The organism is Pseudomonas sp. WS 5051 (assembly GCF_012985715.1).
Lineage (GTDB): Bacteria > Pseudomonadota > Gammaproteobacteria > Pseudomonadales > Pseudomonadaceae > Aquipseudomonas > Aquipseudomonas bubulae.
Window position 1 is genome coordinate 86601 of record NZ_JAAQWV010000007.1, and the last position, 20037, is coordinate 106637.

A 20037-nucleotide genomic window follows, 5' to 3' on the forward strand; every position below is an offset into this window, starting at 1 on the left:
TTATTGTGGCGTGCTGGCTTCAGGGGCTTTGTCGAGTTTGACTTCAAATCCGTACTCGACAGGGTTCAGCGCGGTGCGGGCATAGCTTTCCAGTCGGGTCGGCTGGCCATAAAAGTAGTGCACGTCAAATACGGCCGCCCCATCGGGTTCGCTGCTATGGCTGACTGCGGCCACTTCCTTCAGATAATTACCCGTGTCGTCCTTGGCATAAAAGCGCCAGGCCTCGGCCGGGAACACTTTTTGATCAACGATCAGGGCATTGCCCTTGAGTTCAAGGCCTTTGGGCAGGCGAGTGATATCCAGCTCTTGCTTGTCGATGTCGGCAATAAACAGGGGGATTGAGCCCACTGCATAGGCTGGCGTCTCGGGGAACAGGTTGAGGTCGTAGGTGATAACGCCTGCATGCGGGTCCACATCGAAGGCTTCGGCGGGCAGTTCCAGTGGCTCGCTGCGATTACCGTTGTCGTCTTCAGCAAAAAAGGTCACCGGCGCGTCAGACGTGTCCGGGAGCGTACCGAGCATTTCACCGTTGAAAGTGGCAGGGTAGCTGAACTCAAGGGACGCGGCACTGGCATCGTCCACCGACTGGCTAATCACCACGCTTTTTTCCAGTTGCTCGGGTGCCAGCGTGGCGTCTTTCAAATAGTTGGCGGCCTGATCGTCATACACCACGACGTTGAGCGGCAGGGGCTGTATGTCTTTGCTCAGCACGTTTTTGTCCAGTGTACGCACAGGCAGGTCGAGGGACTTACGGGTGACATTGGCGGTGGAGAAATCGAGCACGTTGATGTCGACATTTTCCACGGTACCGTTGAAGTACACCTTGCTGTAGTGATGCGGGTGCTGCTGATCGAAGGCCTTTTGCTCGTTATCCAGTTGTTGCTCGAAAGCGTCACTCCAGGCAGTTTGCTTGAGCATTTCGGCCAATTGCTGCTGATAAAACGCCAGTTGTTCGGCGTTTTCGTTGATTGAGCCTGAGCGTGTCAGGAACTGCCCGGTACGGTCGCGGGCCTGGATGATCAGCGGATTGAGCGGGGTGTCACGCACTTGTTCGGCCAGTGCAGCGCTGTTGACAATATCCACTTCGGCAAAGTTCTTGCCCAGTGCCAGCAGGGTTACGCTGATCGTGCCGTCGGTGCTGGTTTTACCCACGTCCTTGGCAGTGAGGTTGAAATTGACCACTTTGCCCGGCGCGATGACTTCGACTTTGCCGTGCAGTGTCAGGGGTTGAGGTTGTTGGGTGTTGGCGGTTTCAACCCCGTCGATATAGGGGTAAGTGACGGTCAGGTCGTCAGGGTTGCTCAGGTTGGCGCTGGAGGGGCTCAGCTGGATGCCGGGATCGCTCTCGGACCATTCCGGCGCAAAAGGCACCTCTTGCTTGTTGCTCAGGGTTACCGACTGCCATTCCAGCGCATGGGGGAACGGGAACTCGGATGCACTGTTAAGCGGGAACGGGAAGACCGGCTCCAGGTCCGTCAGGTAATCGGAACTTGTATTTTTGCGCAGTACAAACAAACCGTTGATATAGGTATCGGTAAGCGCCTGGCTGCTCGGGTAGTGCTTGAGCACCGCCAGGTCGTCGGCACCGTATTCGGTTTCTATCGGCTTGTCTTGCAGCTTGAGGCGTGCCCGTTCGAGCAACAACAAGGAGCCGCCGAGGTCGGCCACAGCATCCTTGAGCTGCTGATCCTTGATCCCGTCCAGGCTCTGTTCGAACGCTGCGCTGCGTTCCTCAAGGCTGGCCTGCTGATGTTCGTCGTCAGGAGAGCAGCCGCCGACAGCGAGCAAAGCCATCGAAAGCCCAAAACAAGCCAGGGGGAATCGCAGATCCATGGTTCGGTTTTCCTGTCCGTAAACAATGCTGAGAGGGTGGACACTAGCAGAAAATGTTTTTACAGGCTGTTTCCAAGCCTTTAACACAGTGCTTTTCGCACTGATATACTCGCGCCCATTTTGTAATAGCCTGTGAGATTCAATGGAACGCTTTATCGAAAACGCAATGTACGCCTCGCGCTGGATTTTGGCGCCTATTTACTTCGGGCTCTCACTGGGCCTGCTGGCTTTGGCATTGAAGTTCTTTCAGGAAGTGTTTCACGTAATCCCCAACGTGTTTGCGCTAACTGAGTCTGACTTGATCCTGGTCATTCTGTCGCTGATCGACATGGCGCTGGTAGGCGGTTTGCTGGTCATGGTGATGATTTCCGGTTATGAGAACTTTGTTTCGCAACTGGATATCGACGAGCACAAGGAGAAGCTCAGCTGGTTGGGCACCATGGACTCCACCTCGCTGAAGATGAAAGTCGCGGCATCGATTGTGGCCATTTCGTCGATCCACCTGCTGCGGGTGTTTATGGACGCGCGCAATATCGAGACCGAGTACCTGATGTGGTACGTGATTATTCACATGACCTTTGTGGTGTCGGCGTTTGCAATGGGCTATCTGGACAAGCTGACCAAACACTGAAGCCAACCCCGGGCTGCGAAGGCTTTGGGGGCTGTGGTAGTCTGCTGGCCCTTTTTTGGTTCAGGGTGTTCGGGGTCGCGGTTGACGCGGCTTCTTTCCGGCCCCTCCACAGCGGAGCAGTGTTATGTCCGAAGTAAATCTGTCGACCGACGAAACCCGCGTCAGCTACGGCATTGGCCGCCAGTTGGGCGACCAGTTGCGCGACAACCCGCCGCCTGGCATCAGCCTGGATGCAATCCTGGCTGGTCTGACTGACGCCTACGCAGGCAAGGAAAGCCGTGTAGGCCAGGAAGAAATGTCGGCTAGCTTTAAGGTGATCCGCGAGATCATGCAAGCTGAGGCCGCTGCCAAGGCAGAAGCTGCTGCGGGCGAAGGCAAGGCTTTCCTGGCTGAAAACGCCAAGAAAGACGGTATCACCACCCTGGCTTCCGGCCTGCAATTTGAAGTGGTAACTGCGGGTGAAGGCGCCAAGCCATCCCGTGAAGACACCGTGCGTGTTCACTACCACGGCACCCTGATTGATGGCACTGTGTTCGACAGCTCCTACGATCGTGGTCAGCCGGCTGAATTCCCGGTTGGCGGCGTGATCGCTGGCTGGACTGAAGCCCTGCAACTGATGAACGCCGGTAGCAAATGGCGCATCTACGTGCCGAGCGAACTGGCCTACGGCGCCCAGGGCGTTGGCAGCATTGCTCCGCACAGCGTGCTGGTATTCGACGTAGAGCTGCTGGACGTTCTGTAAGAACCCCGCGTTTTAACGTTGGCTGCGGGTTTGCTGGCAAACCCGCAGCTACACCGGTGCCGTCATATCTGTATCTTGGCGTGGTGCGGGTGAGTGTCAGTCGTGCCGCAAGGGCGCAATGCCCGGGCATAGCAGAACAGAAACAGATTGCGCACCAACTCCTTGAGCACCACCGGCTCGCTGGAATTGAGGCCGTTGAAATCCAGGTCGCCCTGATCCTGTAGCTCGCTTAGTGCTTCTTCTTCCAGTACCGCACAGACTTCCCCGGTTTCCCGATGCAGGATTCGCAGATAAGGGTGTGGACGGTCCAGCCAGGCATCAATTAAATAAGTCATGGTCGTCATCTCCTTGATGAATACCAATGAGAATAATTCTTATTCAATTAATAGCAAGTGCCTATTGGCGGATTTCTGATCTTTCTGCGTTAGAACTGCTGGGGATCAAGGTTGCTGGCTTTTTGATGTTGCTGGGCGGGGGAGGGTGTAGCACCTTCCTGCGCAGGGCACAGGAAGGCATGCAGCAGAATCAGACCTTGCGTACGAACTCGGATTTGAGTTTCATCGGGCCAATGCCATCGATCTTGCAGTCGATATCGTGGTCGCCGTCGCACAGGCGGATATTCTTGACCTTGGTGCCCACTTTAACCACCAGGGAAGTACCCTTGATTTTCAGGTCCTTGATCACGGTGATGGTGTCACCGTCGGTCAGTACGGTGCCTGCGGAGTCTTTGTAGACTTTCACGTCATCGGCTGTTTCAGCGTCGCCACTGGCAGACCACTCGTGGGCGCATTCCGGGCAGATCAGCTGGGCGCCGTCTTCGTAGGTGTATTCGGAATTGCATTTTGGGCAGGGTGGCAACGTGCTCACTCAAAGCTCCTTAAGAGTCAGGATGGCTAAAAGGCACGTATTGTATAGGGTTTTAGTGCGAGGCGGGTAATGGCGGGGCAGATTGACCCTGTGGGAGCGGGCTTGCCCGCTCCCACAGGCAGTCAGTGCGTGCGTGCTACAGCAAACTCGCTCAGCTCAACCAGCGCATCGCGGTATTCGCTTGGCGGCAAGGCTTCGAGGCACACAATGGCGCGGGCCACGAAGTCGCGAGCCAGCCGGGCGGTGTAGTCCAGGGAACCAGAGGCCTCAACGGCTTCGCGAATGCTCTCCAGGTCCTCGATACCGCCTTTCTGGATCGCTTTGCGCACCAGGGCTGCCTGTTCAGGCGTACCTTCACGCATGGTGTAGATCAGCGGCAGGGTCGGTTTGCCTTCGGCCAGATCGTCACCGACGTTCTTGCCCAGGGTTTCGGCATCGCCACGGTAGTCGAGCAGGTCGTCCACCAGCTGGAATGCCACGCCCAGGTGATCGCCAAAGGTGCGCAGCGCTTCGCTCTGCTCTGGCGTGGCACCGGCCAGCGCTGCAGCGCTGTGGGTCGAAGCCTCGAACAGCATCGCGGTCTTGCCGCGGATGACTTCCATGTAGGTTTCTTCGGTGGTGCTGGCGTCGCGCACTTTGGACAGCTGCAATACTTCGCCTTCGGCGATGATGCGGGTGGCTTGCGACAGGATTTTCATCACTGGCATCGAGCCCAGCTCAACCATCATCTCGAAGGAGCGCGAGTACAAAAAGTCGCCGACCAGTACGCTGGGGGCATTGCCCCAGGTAGCATTGGCAGTCTTGCGGCCACGGCGCATGCCCGACATGTCGACCACGTCGTCGTGCAGCAGGGTGGCGGTGTGCAGGAACTCAATGGTGGCGGCCAGCAGGCGCAAGTCGTCGCCTTCGCGACCCAGGGCCTTGCCACACAGCAACACTAATAAAGGACGCAGGCGCTTGCCGCCGGCCGAAGTAATGTAGTCGCCGATTTTTGAGACCAGCGGTACGCGTGAAGTCAGCTGCTTCTTGATGATGCCATCGACGGCGCTAAAATCGTCCGCCACCGCGCGGTAGAAAGCTTGGGGTTGCATCAGCGACAGGTGCTCCAGAAGGGTTGCGCGGCATGCTAGGTCGGGGGGCTGGGCCTGTCAAGGCGGATGGACGGCCCCTTGCAAGCCTGACTTGCCTTGCGTACAATCGCGCACCCTGAACTTCCTGGGCAGCACCTGCCTTACGCAATTGCATCTGGGCCGTTCCAGCCCCATGCAGCCATGCCAGCCAATACCTTTACCTATAAAGCGCTGGGTGAGCAGGATTATCGGAGAAATACCATGTCGTACGCAGTAATCGTTACTGGTGGCAAGCAATACAAAGTAGCTCCAGGTGAATACCTGAAGATCGAAAAACTGGAAATCGCTACCGGCGAATCCGTAACTTTTGATCGCGTTCTGTTGGTCGCCAATGGCGATGACGTGAACATCGGCGCTCCAGTTGTACCTGGCGCCACTGTTGTGGCTGAAGTGATCTCCCAAGGTCGTCACGATAAAGTCCGCATCATCAAGTTCCGTCGTCGTAAGCACCACATGAAGCGTATGGGCCACCGCCAGTGGTACACCGAGATCAAAATCACCGGTATTCAGGCTTAATTTCAGCCTAATTCCTCACTAGGAGAATTGACTCATGGCACACAAAAAAGCTGGTGGTAGTACCCGTAACGGTCGCGACTCAGAAGCCAAACGCCTTGGCGTGAAGATGTATGGCGGCCAGGCTATCATTCCGGGCAACATCATCGTGCGTCAGCGCGGCACCCAATTCCACGCTGGCTACGGCGTTGGTATGGGCAAAGATCACACCCTGTTCGCGAAAGTGGAAGGCGTGATCAAGTTCCAGGTTAAAGGCGCCTTCGGTCGTCGCTATGTAAGCATCGTTCCGAAGACTGCAGTCGTCGCGGCGTAATAGCTTGGTAGCTGGAAGAGCCCTGTCTTGCGACGGGGCTTTTTCGTTTGTGGGGTGAGTCTCTTGCAAAACTGTTTGTATGGGCTGCTGGCGCTGGATTTAACGGTCGTTGATTGAGGTCGCTGCGCTCATTTTTGCAAGAGTCTTATGTCTTGGTTTTTATCGGCTCGTCCTGATGACGAGAGGCGCGTTTTGTTATGAAGTTTGTAGATGAAGTATCGATCAAAGTAAAAGCAGGCGACGGTGGTAACGGTTGCATGAGTTTCCGTCGTGAGAAGTTCATCGAAAACGGTGGGCCAAACGGTGGTGATGGCGGTGATGGCGGCTCGATCTACATGGTCGCCGACGAAAACCTCAACACCCTGGTTGACTACCGTTACACCCGTCACTTTGACGCCCAGCGTGGCTCGAATGGCGGCAGTACGGATTGCACCGGTCGCAAGGGTGAGGATCTGGAGCTGCGTGTTCCGGTCGGCACTACCGTGATCGACGCTGGCACCCAGGAAATCATCGGCGACCTGACCAAGGCCGGCCAGCGTTTGCTGGTGGTGCATGGCGGTTGGCACGGTCTGGGTAATACCCGATTCAAATCCAGTACCAACCGTGCGCCACGCCAGACCACGCCGGGTAAGCCGGGTGAGCAGCGTGACCTGAAACTGGAGTTGAAGGTGTTGGCTGACGTTGGCCTGTTGGGCTTGCCGAATGCCGGTAAAAGTACCTTTATTCGTTCGGTGTCTGCGGCTAAGCCAAAAGTGGCGGATTATCCGTTCACCACCCTGGTGCCAAACCTGGGTGTGGTCAGCGTGGATCGCTGGAAGAGCTTTGTGATCGCCGATATTCCGGGTCTGATCGAAGGGGCTTCCGATGGTGCTGGCCTGGGGATCCGTTTCCTCAAGCACCTGGCGCGTACCCGTCTGTTGTTGCACCTCGTTGACATGGCGCCGGTTGAGGGTAGCGAGAGCGCTGCTGATACCGCGGAAGTCATCGTTAACGAACTGACCAAGTTCAGCCCGTCGCTGGCTGAGCGTGATCGTTGGCTGGTGCTGAACAAGTGCGATTCGCTGCCACAAGACGAGCACGAAGCGCGCGTCAAGGAAGTCGTTGATCGCCTTGAGTGGACTGGCCCGGTTTACGTGATCTCGGCCATTGCCAAGATCGGTACCGAAAAGCTGTGCCACGACATCATGCGTTATCTGGAAGATCGTGCTGATCGTCTGGCTGCTGACCCTGCCTACAAGCAAGAGTTGGCCGAGCTGGATCAGCGTATCGAAGATGAAGCGCGTGCGCAGTTGCAGGCGCTGGATGACAAGCGTGCCCTGCGTCGCAGCGGCGTGAAGAGCGTCCATGACATCGGTGAAGATGACTGGGACGAAGAAGATGTTGATGATGAAGATGGTCCGGAAATCATTTACGTCCGCGACTGATTCGTTGCAGTAAACTACAGCGCCGCTCAATGAGCGGCGTTTCAGCATCTACGATTTGGTAATCAAAAATAATTCCATGGGTGGCGCTCGGTCGCGCTGCTCTCAGGCATAGGTTGGATGATGATGCGGAGCAAGGTGACGGGTGCGCAGCGCTGGGTCGTGAAGATCGGCAGCGCGTTGCTGACAGCGGATGGCAAGGGCCTGGATCGCGCGGCGATGGGCGTTTGGGTTGAGCAGATGGTGGCGTTGCACGAGGCTGGCGTAGAGCTGGTGCTGGTGTCTTCGGGTGCGGTTGCGGCCGGAATGAGCCGCTTGGGCTGGACGGTGCGACCGAGTGCCATGCACGAGCTGCAAGCTGCTGCGGCTATTGGTCAGATGGGGTTGGTGCAGGCCTGGGAGTCGAGCTTTGCCGAGCATTCCCGGCATACCGCGCAGATCCTGCTGACCCATGACGATCTGTCTGATCGCAAACGCTACCTCAATGCCCGCAGCACCCTGCGTGCGCTGGTGGAATTGGGCGTGATCCCGGTCATCAATGAAAATGACACGGTGGTCACGGACGAAATCCGCTTCGGTGACAACGATACGCTGGCCGCGTTGGTGGCTAATCTGGTCGAGGCTGATCTGCTGGTGATCCTGACCGATCGCGACGGCATGTTTGATGCTGATCCGCGCAACAATCCTGATGCCAAGATGATCTACGAGGCGCGTGCCGATGATCCGGCGCTGGATGCAGTGGCAGGCGGTACCGGTGGTGCGTTGGGGCGTGGCGGCATGCAGACCAAGTTGCGTGCGGCGCGCCTGGCGGCGCGTTCCGGTGCGCACACGATCATTGTGGGTGGGCGTCTGGAGCGGGTGCTGGATCGTCTCAAGGCGGGCGAGCGACTGGGTACCTTGCTGTCCCCGGAGCGTGGCCTGCTGGCTGCGCGCAAGCAGTGGCTGGCCGGGCACTTGCAGACCCGTGGCACGCTGGTGCTGGATGAAGGCGCTGTGGCGGCCTTGTCCAAGGGCAATAAAAGCCTGTTGCCTGTAGGGGTCAAGGCGGTTCAGGGCGGTTTCCGTCGTGGCGAGATGGTGGTGTGCGTCGCGCCGGACGGGCGGGAGATCGCTCGTGGCCTGGCGAACTACAGTGCTGCCGAGGCGCAAAAAATTATCGGGCAATCGTCGGATGCGATTGTCGGCTTGTTGGGTTATATGGCGGAACCTGAGCTGGTTCATCGCGATAACCTGATTCTGGTTTGAATTTGAGGTGTGGTATGCGCTTGATTGGCGGTTTATTGGGTTTGATGTTGGCGATGCCGCTAATGGCCTCGGCGGAAGAAATTGGCTCGGTGTCGACGGTCTTCAAATTTGTCGGGCCTAATGACCGTATCGTCGTAGAAGCATTCGATGATCCCAAGGTAGATGGCGTGACTTGCTACCTTTCTCGTGCCAAGACGGGTGGCATGAAAGGTGGTCTGGGTTTGGCTGAAGACCGCGCCGAGGCGTCGATTGCCTGCCGTCAGACCGGGCCGATCAGCTTCAAGGGTGACCTGAAAGAGGGTGATGAGGTGTTCAAGGAGCGGACTTCGCTGGTCTTCAAGACCATGCAGGTGGTGCGTTTCCTGGATAAAAAGCGTAATACGCTGGTGTATCTGGTGTACAGCGACCGCTTGATCGAAGGCAGTCCGCAGAATGCCGTAACGGCAATCCCGATTTTGCCGTGGCCACACGAGTAACGGTCTTCAAGAAAAGCCGCGCTGGTCGCGGCTTTTTATTGTGCGGATTTTACCGGCTCTGTAGCAGCTGCCGAAGGAACGAGGCTGCGTTCGGCGGCGGAGCCGTCGTAAAACCGGGTTTTGCTGTGTGTCAGACAAGCTTGGGTTTGAATATTTGCGGTCGCTGCGCAACCGAACGCAGCCTCGTTCCTTCGGCAGCTGCTACAAGGGTGTCGCTTAAATCGCAGGCAATAAAAAACCGACCCTAAGGTCGGTTTTTTAAAAAGCTTATCGCTTAAGCAGCAGTCGCAAGGTTCAACGCCTTGACGTGGCCATTCAGGCGGCTCTTATGGCGAGCAGCTTTGTTCTTGTGGATGATACCTTTATCGGCCATACGGTCGATAACAGGAACAGCCAGAACATAAGCAGCTTGCGCTTTAGCAGCGTCTTTTGCGTCGATGGCTTTAACTACATTCTTGATGTAGGTACGAACCATGGAACGCAGGCTGGCGTTGTGGCTGCGACGCTTCTCAGCCTGTTTTGCACGTTTTTTGGCGGAAGGTGTGTTGGCCACCGTCGAGCTCCTCGAAAGACTTTTGGGAAATAACAAACAAAATAGGCCGCGAATCATGCCGATGACGAGAACTCTTGTCAAGGGCGTTTGATGCGATCCGCTGAGTGGTGGATCGAGGCAGACGGGATATTTATTTCCGGCGCTTGACCTGTAAACTCGCGAGCTTGGCTCTGTGCTGTTGCGGCGCGCAGTATCGCATAAGTGGGCGCTTTGTTCGCCTGCTCTTTCTCTATAGGCAAAAACTCTTTCAATGAATTTGCTCAAGTCGTTGGCTGCCGTCAGCTCAATCACCATGATTTCCAGGGTTCTGGGCTTCATTCGCGACACCATTATTGCCCGTGCCTTCGGTGCCGGAATGGCCACGGATGCATTCTTTATTGCCTTCAAACTGCCAAACCTGCTGCGCAGGATCTTCGCCGAGGGCGCTTTTTCCCAGGCCTTTGTGCCGATTCTGGCCGAGTACAAAAGCCAGCAGGGCGAGGAGGCGACCCGCACTTTTGTCGCTTATGTCGCCGGGCTTTTGACCCTGGTGCTGGCCATTGTCACCGTGCTGGGCATGGTGGCGGCCCCCTGGGTCATCTGGGCAACGGCCCCGGGGTTCGCCACGACCCCTGAAAAATTCGAGCTCACCAGCGACATGCTGCGGGTCACCTTCCCTTATATCCTGCTGATCTCGCTGTCATCCCTGGCGGGGGCGATCCTCAATACCTGGAACCGTTTTGCGGTACCGGCCTTTGTGCCGACCCTGCTTAACGTCAGCATGATTGTGTTTGCGTTGTTCCTGACGCCGTATTTCGATCCGCCGGTGATGGCTCTGGGTTGGGCCGTGCTGGTGGGTGGTCTGGCGCAGTTGCTGTTTCAACTGCCACATCTGAAAAAGATCGGCATGCTGGTGCTGCCAAGGCTCAATTTGCGCGATACCGGCGTGTGGCGGGTGATGAAACAGATGCTGCCAGCCATCCTTGGGGTCTCGGTCAGTCAGATCTCTCTGATCATCAATACGATATTTGCCTCATTCCTTGTGGCTGGATCGGTGTCATGGATGTACTACGCGGACCGTCTAATGGAGTTGCCTTCAGGAGTGCTGGGGGTGGCGCTGGGCACCATCCTGCTGCCAACCCTGTCCAAGACCTACGCCAACAAAGACCGTCAGGAGTATTCGCGTATTCTCGACTGGGGCTTGCGCCTGTGTTTTGTGCTGGTGCTTCCATGTTCCCTGGCGCTGGCCATCCTGTCCGAGCCGCTTACCGTTTCACTGTTCCAGTACGGCCAGTTCACGGCGCTGGATGCGGCCATGACCCAGCGTGCATTGATCGCTTATTCGCTGGGCCTGCTCGGAATCATCATTATCAAGGTGTTGGCGCCAGGCTTTTATGCACAGCAAAACATTCGCACGCCAGTCAAAATAGCGGTATTCACCCTGGTGGTGACGCAGTTGCTCAACCTGGTCTTTATCGTGCCGTTGCAGCATGCGGGGCTGGCGTTGGCCATCAGCGTAGGCGCCTGTATCAATGCCGGGCTGCTGTTCTGGCAGTTGCGCCGGCAAAAGCTGTTTGTCGCCCAGCCGGGCTGGACCAAATACCTGTTCAAGCTGGTGCTGGCCGTAGCCGTGATGTCGGCGGTATTGCTGGGCTTGATGCACCTGATGCCGGCCTGGGATCACGGCAATATGCTGGAGCGCTTTATTCGTCTGGGCGGCTTGGTTGTCGCGGGCGTGCTGGCGTATTTCGGTATGCTGCTGCTGTTGGGGCTGCGTTTGAAGGATTTCGCCCGCAAGTCACTTATGTAAGCTAATGACGGGTCAGACGTCGATTTTGTCGAATTGACCCGATTTGCCTTGCGCTGTTGCCTGTCGTACTGGGCCGGGTGTGGTTATAATCGACCACTTTATGAGCAAGAAGCGCGTTATGCAGCTGGTTCTAGGCCTTCACAATCTGCGGCCCCAGCATCGGGGCTGTGTCGCCACTATTGGCAACTTTGACGGTGTACACCGTGGTCACCAGGCTATCCTGGGCCGGCTGCGTGAGCGTGCACTGGAGTTGGGCGTGCCCAGCTGCGTGGTGATTTTCGAGCCGCAGCCGCGCGAATTCTTCGCCCCGGATACGGCTCCTGCACGTCTGGCCCGGTTGCGCGACAAGTTGCAACTGCTGGCAGACGCCGGAGTCGACCGGGTGCTGTGCCTGGCGTTCAATCAACGTCTGTGCAAGCTCAGCGCCGCCGAATTCGTCGATACCATTCTGGTCGACGGCCTGGGCGTGCAGCATCTGGAGGTCGGTGACGACTTCCGTTTTGGCTGCGATCGCGTCGGCGATTTTGACTTTTTGCAGCAGGCTGGCCAGATGCAGGGTTTCACCGTCGAGGCGGCGCAAACGGTTGAGCTTGATGGCGTACGCATCAGCAGCACCAAGGTGCGTGATGCTCTGGCCAGTGCCGACTTCTCCCTGGCAGAGCGTTTGCTGGGGCGCCCTTTTCAAATCGCTGGCCGGGTATTGCACGGGCAAAAACTGGCGCGCCAGTTGGGCACGCCGACCGCCAATATTCAGCTCAAGCGTCGTCGTGTGCCGTTGACCGGGGTGTACCTGGCCAGCGTCGAGATCGACGGTAAAACCTGGCCCGGCGTCGCCAATATCGGCGTGCGGCCAACCGTAGCAGGGGATGGCAGCGCCCATCTTGAAGTACATCTGTTGGATTTCGCCGGCGATCTGTATGGTCGGCGTTTGAACGTGGCATTCCACCACAAGCTGCGTGATGAGCAGCGTTTCGCCTCCCTGGAGGCGCTCAAGACGGCGATCAATGCGGACGTCGCCGCCGCCCGAGCCTTTTGGCTGGGTCAACCGCTTAAAAAGAGCCTGAAATGACCGACTACAAAGCCACGCTAAACCTCCCGGACACCGCCTTCCCAATGAAGGCCGGCCTGCCACAGCGCGAACCGCAAATTTTGCAGCGCTGGGACAGCATTGGCCTGTACGGGAAGTTGCGCGAGATTGGCAAGGATCGCCCGAAGTTCGTACTTCACGACGGTCCTCCGTACGCCAACGGCACTATCCATATCGGTCATGCGCTGAACAAGATTCTGAAAGACATGATCATCCGCTCCAAGACCCTGTCGGGTTTTGACGCGCCGTATGTGCCGGGCTGGGATTGCCATGGTTTGCCGATTGAACACAAGGTCGAAGTGACCCACGGTAAAAACCTGAGCGCGGATAAAACCCGCGAGCTGTGCCGTGCCTACGCCACCGAGCAGATCGAGGGGCAGAAGTCCGAGTTCATCCGTCTGGGTGTGCTGGGTGATTTCGCCAACCCGTACAAGACCATGGACTTCAAAAACGAAGCCGGTGAAATCCGTGCTTTGGCTGAGATCGTCAAGGGCGGTTTTGTGTTCAAGGGCCTCAAGCCGGTGAACTGGTGCTTCGATTGCGGTTCGGCCCTGGCTGAAGCTGAAGTTGAATACCAGGACAAGAAGTCTGCGGCCATCGACGTTGCCTTCCCGGTTGCCGACGAGGCCAAGCTGGCCGAGGCCTTTGGTCTGGCGGCACTGAGCAAACCTGCTTCGATCGTGATCTGGACCACCACCCCGTGGACCATTCCGGCCAACCAGGCGCTTAACGTACACCCGGAATTCACCTACGCGCTGGTCGACGTGGGCGACAAGTTGCTGGTACTGGCTGAAGAACTGGTCGAATCGAGTCTGGCGCGTTACAACCTGCAGGGTTCGGTCATCGCCACCACCACTGGCTCAGCGCTTGAACTGATCAACTTCCGTCACCCGTTCTATGACCGTCTGTCGCCTGTTTATCTGGCCGACTACGTTGAGCTGGGTGCTGGCACTGGTGTGGTTCACTCGGCTCCAGCCTACGGCGTAGACGACTTCGTGACCTGCAAGGCCTATGGCATGGTCAACGACGACATCATCAACCCGGTGCAAAGCAATGGCGTTTACGTGCCGTCGCTGGAGTTCTTCGGTGGCCAGTTCATCTGGAAGGCCAACCAGAACATCATCGACAAGCTGGTCGAAGTCGGTTCGCTGATGTTCACCGAGACCATCAGCCACAGCTATATGCACTGCTGGCGCCACAAGACGCCGCTGATCTACCGTGCCACCGCCCAGTGGTTTATCGGTATGGACAAGCAGCCGACTGATGGCGATACCTTGCGCACCCGTGCGCTGCAAGCGATCGAAGACACCCAGTTCGTTCCGGCCTGGGGTCAGGCGCGCCTGCACTCGATGATCGCCAACCGCCCGGACTGGTGCATCTCGCGTCAACGCAACTGGGGCGTGCCGATCCCGTTTTTCCTGAACAAGGAAAGCGGCGAGCTGCACCCGCGCACCGTCGAAATGATGGAAGAAGTGGCCAAGCGCGTTGAAGTCGAAGGCATCGAGGCGTGGTTCAAGCTGGATGCTGCCGAGCTGCTGGGCGACGAAGCGCCGCTGTACGACAAGATCAGCGATACCCTGGATGTATGGTTCGATTCGGGCACCACGCACTGGCATGTTCTGCGCGGTTCGCACCCGATGGGTCACGAGACCGGCCCGCGTGCCGACCTCTACCTTGAAGGCTCCGACCAGCACCGTGGCTGGTTCCACTCGTCGTTGCTGACCGGTTGCGCCATCGACAACCACGCGCCGTACCGCGAGCTGCTGACCCACGGTTTTACCGTGGACGAAGCGGGCCGCAAGATGTCCAAGTCGCTGGGCAACGTGATTGCACCGCAAAAGGTCAACGACACCCTGGGCGCCGACATCATGCGTCTGTGGGTTGCCTCGACCGACTACTCGGGCGAAATCGCGGTTTCCGACCAGATCCTGCAGCGCAGTGCGGACGCCTACCGACGTATCCGCAATACCGCACGCTTCCTGCTGTCGAACCTGACCGGTTTCAATCCAGCCACCGACATCCTGCCTGCCGAAGAAATGCTGGCACTGGACCGCTGGGCGGTGGATCGTGCGTTGCTGCTGCAACGTGAGCTGGAGCTGCATTACGGCGAATACCGTTTCTGGAACGTGTACTCCAAGGTGCACAACTTCTGCGTTCAGGAGCTGGGCGGTTTCTATCTCGACATCATCAAGGACCGTCAGTACACCACCGGCGCCAACAGCAAGGCTCGCCGTTCGTGCCAGACCGCGCTGTTCCACATCTCTGAAGCGCTGGTGCGCTGGATCGCTCCGATCCTGGCGTTCACCGCTGATGAGTTGTGGCAGTACCTGCCGGGCGAGCGCAACGAATCGGTGATGCTCAACACCTGGTACGAAGGCCTGACTGAACTGCCGGAAGGCACCGAACTGGATCGCGCCTACTGGGAGCGAATCATGGCGGTCAAGGTTGCGGTCAACAAGGAAATGGAAAACTTGCGCGCAGCCAAGGCCATTGGCGGTAACTTGCAAGCAGAAGTGACCTTGTTCGCCGAAGATCAGCTGGCTGCTGATTTGTCCAAGTTGAGCAACGAGCTGCGTTTCGTGTTGATCACCTCCACTGCCAGCGTTGCGCCTTTTGCGCAGGCTCCAGCAGATGCCGTGGTTACCGAAGTGGCTGGCCTCAAACTCAAGGTGGTCAAGTCGGCCCATGCCAAGTGCGCCCGTTGCTGGCACTGCCGTGAAGACGTAGGCGTTAACCCCGAGCACCCTGAAATCTGCGGTCGTTGTGTAGACAATATCAGCGGCGCTGGTGAGGTACGTCACTATGCCTAATACCAGCACTACCGGGCGCTTCGGGCGCCTGGGCTGGCTCTGGTTGACTGTGCTGGTCCTGGTCATTGACCTGACCAGCAAGGTCTACTTCGACAATTCGCTGCAGATGTACCAGCAGATTGTGGTGATTCCCGACCTGTTCAGCTGGACCCTAGCTTACAACACCGGTGCGGCCTTCAGCTTCCTGGCGGACAGTGCCGGCTGGCAGCGCTGGCTGTTTGCCCTGATCGCGGTCGTGGTCAGTGCCGTGCTGGTGGTCTGGCTCAAGCGTCTGGGGCGCAATGACACCTGGTTGGCCATTGCCCTTGCCCTGATTCTGGGCGGCGCACTGGGTAACCTGTATGACCGTATTGTCTACGGTCATGTGGTCGATTTCATTCTGGTGCATTGGCAAAATCGCTGGTACTTCCCTGCGTTCAACTTCGCCGACAGTGCGATTTGCGTAGGTGCCGTGATGCTGGCACTGGATATGTTCAAAAGTAAAAAGCCCGAGGAACCCGCTCATGACTGAGCAGCGTATTGGTCAGAACACGCAGGTCACTCTGCATTTTGCTTTACGTCTGGAAAATGGCGACACCGTTGACAGCACCTTCGACAAATCCCCGGCCACTTTCAAGGTGGGTGATGGCAGCTTGCTGCCAGGGTTTGAAGCGGCGTTGTTCGGTTTCAAGGCGGGTGACAAGCGCACACTGGAGATTCTTCCGGAAAACGCCTTTGGCCAGCCTAACCCGCAAAACGTGCAGATCATTCCGCGTTCGCAGTTCAAGGACATGGAGTTGTCGCAAGGTTTGCTGGTGATCTTCAACGATGCGGCCAATACCGAGCTTCCGGGTGTGGTCAAAGAGTTCGATGACGAGCAAGTCACCATTGATTTCAACCATCCGCTGGCAGGTAAAACCCTGACCTTCGACGTGGAAATCAAAGACGTTCAAGCGCTGTAATCCAGTGCCCGGCTGCGGCCGGGCCTGATTGGCATTATTTTTCTGCGCGTCCCACGAGGCCCAGCATGCATATCAAACTCGCCAACCCCCGTGGCTTCTGCGCCGGGGTGGACCGTGCGATTGAAATCGTCAATCGTGCTCTGGAAGTTTTCGGTCCGCCTATCTATGTTCGCCACGAAGTGGTGCACAACAAATTTGTCGTTGAAGACCTGCGTTCCCGTGGCGCTATTTTCGTCGAAGAGCTGGATCAGGTGCCGGACGACGTCATTGTGATATTCAGTGCCCACGGCGTTTCCCAGGCCGTGCGTACAGAGGCTGCCGGGCGTGGTCTCAAGGTGTTCGACGCGACCTGCCCGCTGGTGACAAAGGTGCATATTGAGGTCGCGCGCTATAGCCGTGATGGCCGTGAGTGCATTTTGATTGGTCATGCCGGTCATCCGGAAGTCGAAGGCACCATGGGCCAGTACGACGCCAGTAATGGTGGCGCGATCTACCTGGTCGAAGATGAAAAGGATGTTGCGAACCTGCAGGTCAAAGACCCGGAAAAACTGGCCTTTGTAACCCAGACAACCTTGTCGATGGACGACACCAGTCGTGTGATCGACGCCCTGCGTTCGCGCTTCCCGGCCATTGGCGGACCGCGCAAGGACGATATCTGCTATGCCACGCAAAACCGTCAGGATGCGGTCAAGCAACTGGCTGATGAGTGCGATGTCGTGTTGGTAGTTGGCAGCCCGAACAGCTCCAACTCCAACCGCCTGCGCGAACTGGCGGAGCGTATGCAGACCCCCGCCTACCTGATCGACGGTGCTGAAGACCTGCAAAAAAGCTGGTTCGACGGCGTAAACAGCATCGGTATCACCGCCGGTGCATCGGCCCCAGAGGTACTGGTACGTGGCGTGATTCAACAGCTGCATGCCTGGGGCGCAACCGGTGCCGACGAGCTGGCCGGCCGTGAAGAGAATGTTACGTTCTCCATGCCCAAAGAGTTGCGCGTTCGCGCCATTACCTAAGCGTGCCTGCATAAGGCCTGTGCAGTTTTATCGCTGCGCAGGCTGATGCGCCCGCTCTTGGTCAGCACCACTTGATAGTGGCTCTGTGCAGTCCTTGCCTGACAAACATGCAGTGTCCCGGCTTGAAAGGCGCCTCCAACCAGTTGTGGCTCGCCCAGCGGGTTGAAGCGCACATACCGTTTAACCGGTGTATTGCCCGCAATGGGTATGCGCCCACTGCCCTGAGACTCGACCAGCACCGGGTTGCCCTTGTCCAGATGGCCTTGGCCGCTCAAGTCCAGAATCGTCCTCCAGCCTCGGCTCCAATCTTCTTCGTACGGATAAACCACCACAAATTGCTGGCGTAGCAGTGCTTGGGCGCGTGCATTGCGCAGGCTGCTGGCCAGTTGTTCGGCAGTGATCTGGCGCTGTTGATGCTCGACAAGGGCGCTATAGGCCGGGCTGGCAAAACGGGCCGTAAGCGCCACGATCGTCAGCGTCAGTAGCAGCTGGATCAGACTCATGCCACGTTGATGCATAGCGTCCTCCCTGGACGGTTCAAGTGTGTTTTCTCTGTATAGCGAACTCTGGCACTACAGGCTCACGGCAATGGTTTCATCATGTTTTCTGACCGTTAACAGCTTACGAAGTCAGGCGAAAAATCCGGCTGGTTTGCTTGGCTTCGTCCTGCCGTGCAGAGCAGCGGGGGAGGCTAGGCTTTTGTCTGGGCGGCACAGGGCGTGCCGTCGAACCCTCTGATATGGACGATTCGGATGCCTCGATTAGTTAAAAATCGACAAGACGGGATGAGCTTGATCGAAGTGCTTATTGCGCTGTTGATTCTGTTTATCAGCCTGATGGGCTCTGCTGCTATGCAACTCAATGCCTTGAAACATACGGCAAGCGCGCTGATAAGCACCCAGGACAGTTTTATTGCCTACAGCAGGCTGGATCAGATGCGCGCGGAGGTCGTCCACCCCTTGTCGAGCGGTCATGCCGGGGCCGGGTCATCATGAGCAATCCCCGTTCAGGTTTTGGCCTGATCGAGCTGATGGTGGCTCTGGCGCTGGGAATGCTGGTAGTGCTGGGCATGACGCAGATTTTCTCAAGCAGCCGCGAGGCTTACTTAAGCCAGCGGTCGTCGGCAAGGCTGCAGGAGGATGCGCGTTATGTGCTGAGTAAACTGGCTCGGGAGATTCGCATGGCGGGCATGTTTGGCTGCCTGTCAGTCGATCGTATTGTTGATGCGCCCTCTGTTTTTAAAACACCGGTCTCCTGGCAGAGGGGGGTGTTGCGCATGATCAGTTCGGACGTGGCGCTTCAGGCTGCCAAGCCTGACTGGACTGTGGTCTCGGACTGCACAAGTTTCGCCCGGGCCTATCCCGGGGCAAGGTCGTTTTTGGCTCCCGGTGAAACGGCATTTCCCGTGCGTGAATTGTTTTACCGTCATGAGCACGGGCAGTTAAAGATCGGGCCCAATAAAGCGGTCCTGCTCGATAATGTGGCTGCCTTTGACGTGAGTTTTGGCGTGGCCGGGACGGCAGGTTCGCACTCCGTGCTGCGTTATGAGAGTCGTCTGGTCAAAGGTTCCAGCCTGCGCAGCATCCGTATCGGCCTGACATTGCGAGACCGCGCCGGGCGGGTCAAGGACCAGGTCTATCAGTTGGAAGTCGCTTTGCGTAACCGGCTGGCTTAGGGCGCGCATCATGCCTTTGCCATTGATTTGTCAGCGCGGCATGGCACTGCTGGTCAGCCTGGTTTTCATGCTGTTGCTGAGCCTGATCGGGATGGCTGCAATGGTCAGTGCGACCCTTCAGGAAAAAATGTCTGCAGGCGTTCAACATGCCAACCACTCATTTCAGGCCGCAGAAGCGGCGCTTGGCAGCGGGGAGGCCTGGCTTCAGATCCAAGGGGGCAGGGTAATGCCTTGCACTTCGCCAGCAAGCTGTAACCCGCCCCCAGAGGCGCGTACTCAGGCTGTGCCAGGCATCGATCCGGCCTCCGGGGTACGTTGGATAAGCGTTGCGAACGGGCTGTATGGTGTTCAGAACCTTGGGCCAAGCATTACGCCAGCCCATTTACCAGTGACCACCACTACCCGTTTGTATCGAGTTACCGGTATTGGCTGGCACGGGCAGTCGCGCACCGTACTGGAGAGTATTTATGCGCGTTATCAAGGGCCGGATAACGCTTCGCAAGAGCGTGTTGCCAGGGGTTTTCACCGGGTCATGTGGCGACAGCTGCAATAGGACGCACGAAATGTACAGGTATGCAGCAGGTTTTACCCTGATCGAACTGATGATCGTAGTGGTTATCACCGGTATCCTTGGCGCATTCGTTTATCCGTTGTACGGCGATTATGTAAAGCGGGCTTACCGCTCTCAAGTTGTTGTCCTGTTGACGGAGCAAGCCCAAAGTCTTGAGCGCTTTTACACAAAGAACGCGGTATATAGCGGTATGAAAGACCTTAGTTCAGGCAATCAGCACTACGACATCAGTGCCGATCTCGTCGACCACGGCTACTGGCTGAAGGCGACGCCCAAACAAGGTTCGGCAATGGCGGGGGATTCGTGCGGGAGCTTTACGCTGGCTCACACCGGTATGGCAACGATAACCCAGGCCGCCCCTGGCCTGACAATGCAGCAGTGTTGGGGGCGCTAACGATTGATTTTGAATGACGGGCTGGATTAACAG

General features: G+C 57.4%; 23 protein-coding genes. 17 read left to right on the top strand and 6 right to left on the bottom strand.

Translation table 11 applies throughout. The annotated features are described in order from the left end of the window. The gene (locus HBN79_RS13315; RefSeq protein WP_169916788.1) at positions 1-1833 is read right to left on the bottom strand and encodes a hypothetical protein; all 1833 of its coding nucleotides are present in this window, start codon (positions 1831-1833) and stop codon (positions 1-3) included. A gap of 142 nt (positions 1834-1975) precedes the next feature. Here HBN79_RS13315 and HBN79_RS13320 point away from each other — a divergent pair, with 142 nt between their 5' ends. Together HBN79_RS13320 and HBN79_RS13325 are read left to right on the top strand one after the other, a co-directional pair. Then, positions 1976-2464 carry a TIGR00645 family protein gene (locus tag HBN79_RS13320; protein ID WP_016779412.1) on the top strand — a complete coding sequence of 163 codons (489 nt, stop codon included), beginning with the start codon at positions 1976-1978 and terminating at the stop codon, positions 2462-2464. A gap of 124 nt (positions 2465-2588) precedes the next feature. Next, positions 2589-3206, top strand: coding sequence for an FKBP-type peptidyl-prolyl cis-trans isomerase (locus HBN79_RS13325; protein ID WP_016779413.1), 618 nt, complete (start codon positions 2589-2591; stop codon positions 3204-3206). Between the two features lie 62 nt (positions 3207-3268). Here the strand turns inward: HBN79_RS13325 and HBN79_RS13330 are convergent, their stop codons facing one another. The 3 genes from HBN79_RS13330 to HBN79_RS13340 form a co-directional block, all read right to left on the bottom strand. Continuing rightward, a complete protein-coding gene (locus HBN79_RS13330; RefSeq protein WP_094999353.1) occupies positions 3269-3541 on the bottom strand; it encodes a hypothetical protein in 273 nt (90 codons plus the stop codon). A gap of 190 nt (positions 3542-3731) precedes the next feature. Continuing rightward, the gene (locus HBN79_RS13335; protein ID WP_094999352.1) at positions 3732-4073 is read right to left on the bottom strand and encodes a zinc ribbon domain-containing protein YjdM; all 342 of its coding nucleotides are present in this window, start codon (positions 4071-4073) and stop codon (positions 3732-3734) included. 122 nt (positions 4074-4195) lie between these two features. Then, a complete protein-coding gene (locus HBN79_RS13340) occupies positions 4196-5164 on the bottom strand; it encodes a polyprenyl synthetase family protein (protein WP_095021257.1) in 969 nt (322 codons plus the stop codon). 240 nt (positions 5165-5404) lie between these two features. Between HBN79_RS13340 and rplU the strand changes: the two genes are divergently transcribed. The 5 genes from rplU (at position 5405) to HBN79_RS13365 (ending at position 9171) form a co-directional block, all read left to right on the top strand. Then, positions 5405-5719 (top strand): 50S ribosomal protein L21, encoded by a 315-nt coding sequence (rplU, locus tag HBN79_RS13345; RefSeq protein ID WP_007901869.1) that lies wholly within the window; start codon positions 5405-5407, stop codon positions 5717-5719. Between the two features lie 34 nt (positions 5720-5753). Continuing rightward, positions 5754-6029, top strand: a complete 276-nt coding sequence (gene rpmA, locus HBN79_RS13350; protein ID WP_003443913.1) for a 50S ribosomal protein L27 — start codon at positions 5754-5756, stop codon at positions 6027-6029. Positions 6030-6226: 197 nt separating this feature from the next. After that, complete coding sequence (gene cgtA / locus HBN79_RS13355) at positions 6227-7453, top strand: Obg family GTPase CgtA (RefSeq protein ID WP_094999350.1); 1227 nt, start codon at positions 6227-6229, stop codon at positions 7451-7453. Positions 7454-7576: 123 nt separating this feature from the next. Then, a complete protein-coding gene (gene proB, locus HBN79_RS13360; RefSeq protein WP_019824017.1) occupies positions 7577-8695 on the top strand; it encodes a glutamate 5-kinase in 1119 nt (372 codons plus the stop codon). Between the two features lie 14 nt (positions 8696-8709). Next, on the top strand, positions 8710-9171 hold the full coding sequence (locus tag HBN79_RS13365; protein ID WP_094999349.1) for a CreA family protein: 462 nt from the start codon (positions 8710-8712) through the stop codon (positions 9169-9171). 274 nt (positions 9172-9445) lie between these two features. On the opposite strand, the gene rpsT is transcribed toward HBN79_RS13365, so the two are convergent. Then, positions 9446-9724, bottom strand: coding sequence for a 30S ribosomal protein S20 (gene rpsT / locus HBN79_RS13370; RefSeq protein ID WP_003443902.1), 279 nt, complete (start codon positions 9722-9724; stop codon positions 9446-9448). 250 nt (positions 9725-9974) lie between these two features. Between rpsT and murJ the strand changes: the two genes are divergently transcribed. The 6 genes from murJ to ispH all read left to right on the top strand — a co-directional run bounded on the left by murJ (position 9975) and on the right by ispH (position 17364). Then, positions 9975-11513 carry a murein biosynthesis integral membrane protein MurJ gene (murJ, locus tag HBN79_RS13375; protein ID WP_095018378.1) on the top strand — a complete coding sequence of 513 codons (1539 nt, stop codon included), beginning with the start codon at positions 9975-9977 and terminating at the stop codon, positions 11511-11513. 118 nt (positions 11514-11631) lie between these two features. Beyond that, positions 11632-12582 (top strand): bifunctional riboflavin kinase/FAD synthetase, encoded by a 951-nt coding sequence (ribF, locus tag HBN79_RS13380; protein WP_094999347.1) that lies wholly within the window; start codon positions 11632-11634, stop codon positions 12580-12582. Continuing rightward, a complete protein-coding gene (gene ileS / locus HBN79_RS13385; protein WP_169916789.1) occupies positions 12579-15410 on the top strand; it encodes an isoleucine--tRNA ligase in 2832 nt (943 codons plus the stop codon). The genes ribF and ileS overlap by 4 nt, the downstream gene beginning before the upstream one ends. After that, positions 15403-15921, top strand: coding sequence for a signal peptidase II (lspA, locus tag HBN79_RS13390; RefSeq protein ID WP_094999345.1), 519 nt, complete (start codon positions 15403-15405; stop codon positions 15919-15921). Before ileS ends, lspA begins: the two co-directional genes overlap by 8 nt. Beyond that, entirely contained in the window at positions 15914-16351 is a 438-nt protein-coding gene (gene fkpB, locus HBN79_RS13395; RefSeq protein ID WP_086795845.1) for an FKBP-type peptidyl-prolyl cis-trans isomerase, read from the top strand. The genes lspA and fkpB overlap by 8 nt, the downstream gene beginning before the upstream one ends. Before the next feature lie 65 nt (positions 16352-16416). Further along, the gene (ispH, locus tag HBN79_RS13400) at positions 16417-17364 is read left to right on the top strand and encodes a 4-hydroxy-3-methylbut-2-enyl diphosphate reductase (RefSeq protein WP_094999344.1); all 948 of its coding nucleotides are present in this window, start codon (positions 16417-16419) and stop codon (positions 17362-17364) included. On the opposite strand, the gene HBN79_RS13405 is transcribed toward ispH, so the two are convergent. Next, complete coding sequence (locus tag HBN79_RS13405; RefSeq protein WP_262372471.1) at positions 17361-17882, bottom strand: GspH/FimT family protein; 522 nt, start codon at positions 17880-17882, stop codon at positions 17361-17363. The two genes, ispH and HBN79_RS13405, sit on opposite strands and share 4 nt — an antisense overlap. Before the next feature lie 234 nt (positions 17883-18116). Between HBN79_RS13405 and pilV the strand changes: the two genes are divergently transcribed. From pilV to HBN79_RS13425, 4 genes are read left to right on the top strand one after another with little or no spacing between them, the layout of a single operon-like run. Beyond that, the gene (gene pilV / locus HBN79_RS13410; protein WP_169916790.1) at positions 18117-18359 is read left to right on the top strand and encodes a type IV pilus modification protein PilV; all 243 of its coding nucleotides are present in this window, start codon (positions 18117-18119) and stop codon (positions 18357-18359) included. Then, the gene (locus tag HBN79_RS13415) at positions 18356-19039 is read left to right on the top strand and encodes a prepilin-type N-terminal cleavage/methylation domain-containing protein (protein ID WP_094999342.1); all 684 of its coding nucleotides are present in this window, start codon (positions 18356-18358) and stop codon (positions 19037-19039) included. Before pilV ends, HBN79_RS13415 begins: the two co-directional genes overlap by 4 nt. A 10-nt stretch (positions 19040-19049) precedes the next feature. Next, positions 19050-19592 (top strand): PilX N-terminal domain-containing pilus assembly protein, encoded by a 543-nt coding sequence (locus HBN79_RS13420; protein ID WP_169916791.1) that lies wholly within the window; start codon positions 19050-19052, stop codon positions 19590-19592. A gap of 10 nt (positions 19593-19602) precedes the next feature. After that, complete coding sequence (locus tag HBN79_RS13425; RefSeq protein WP_169916792.1) at positions 19603-20004, top strand: type IV pilin protein; 402 nt, start codon at positions 19603-19605, stop codon at positions 20002-20004. Positions 20005-20037 lie beyond the last annotated feature (33 nt).

Coding starts and splice junctions, on each gene's coding strand:
- HBN79_RS13315 (WP_169916788.1), bottom strand. CDS start 1,833: ATGGATCTGCGATTCCCCCTGGCTTGTTTTGGGCTTTCGATGGCTTTG.
- HBN79_RS13365 (WP_094999349.1), top strand. CDS start 8,710: ATGCGCTTGATTGGCGGTTTATTGGGTTTGATGTTGGCGATGCCGCTA.
- HBN79_RS13425 (WP_169916792.1), top strand. CDS start 19,603: ATGTACAGGTATGCAGCAGGTTTTACCCTGATCGAACTGATGATCGTA.
- ispH (WP_094999344.1), top strand. CDS start 16,417: ATGCATATCAAACTCGCCAACCCCCGTGGCTTCTGCGCCGGGGTGGAC.
- fkpB (WP_086795845.1), top strand. CDS start 15,914: ATGACTGAGCAGCGTATTGGTCAGAACACGCAGGTCACTCTGCATTTT.
- HBN79_RS13405 (WP_262372471.1), bottom strand. CDS start 17,882: ATGCATCAACGTGGCATGAGTCTGATCCAGCTGCTACTGACGCTGACG.
- rplU (WP_007901869.1), top strand. CDS start 5,405: ATGTCGTACGCAGTAATCGTTACTGGTGGCAAGCAATACAAAGTAGCT.
- lspA (WP_094999345.1), top strand. CDS start 15,403: ATGCCTAATACCAGCACTACCGGGCGCTTCGGGCGCCTGGGCTGGCTC.
- pilV (WP_169916790.1), top strand. CDS start 18,117: ATGCCTCGATTAGTTAAAAATCGACAAGACGGGATGAGCTTGATCGAA.
- ribF (WP_094999347.1), top strand. CDS start 11,632: ATGCAGCTGGTTCTAGGCCTTCACAATCTGCGGCCCCAGCATCGGGGC.
- HBN79_RS13420 (WP_169916791.1), top strand. CDS start 19,050: ATGCCTTTGCCATTGATTTGTCAGCGCGGCATGGCACTGCTGGTCAGC.
- proB (WP_019824017.1), top strand. CDS start 7,577: ATGCGGAGCAAGGTGACGGGTGCGCAGCGCTGGGTCGTGAAGATCGGC.
- HBN79_RS13330 (WP_094999353.1), bottom strand. CDS start 3,541: ATGACTTATTTAATTGATGCCTGGCTGGACCGTCCACACCCTTATCTG.
- HBN79_RS13325 (WP_016779413.1), top strand. CDS start 2,589: ATGTCCGAAGTAAATCTGTCGACCGACGAAACCCGCGTCAGCTACGGC.
- HBN79_RS13340 (WP_095021257.1), bottom strand. CDS start 5,164: ATGCAACCCCAAGCTTTCTACCGCGCGGTGGCGGACGATTTTAGCGCC.
- rpmA (WP_003443913.1), top strand. CDS start 5,754: ATGGCACACAAAAAAGCTGGTGGTAGTACCCGTAACGGTCGCGACTCA.
- HBN79_RS13320 (WP_016779412.1), top strand. CDS start 1,976: ATGGAACGCTTTATCGAAAACGCAATGTACGCCTCGCGCTGGATTTTG.
- murJ (WP_095018378.1), top strand. CDS start 9,975: ATGAATTTGCTCAAGTCGTTGGCTGCCGTCAGCTCAATCACCATGATT.
- cgtA (WP_094999350.1), top strand. CDS start 6,227: ATGAAGTTTGTAGATGAAGTATCGATCAAAGTAAAAGCAGGCGACGGT.
- ileS (WP_169916789.1), top strand. CDS start 12,579: ATGACCGACTACAAAGCCACGCTAAACCTCCCGGACACCGCCTTCCCA.
- HBN79_RS13415 (WP_094999342.1), top strand. CDS start 18,356: ATGAGCAATCCCCGTTCAGGTTTTGGCCTGATCGAGCTGATGGTGGCT.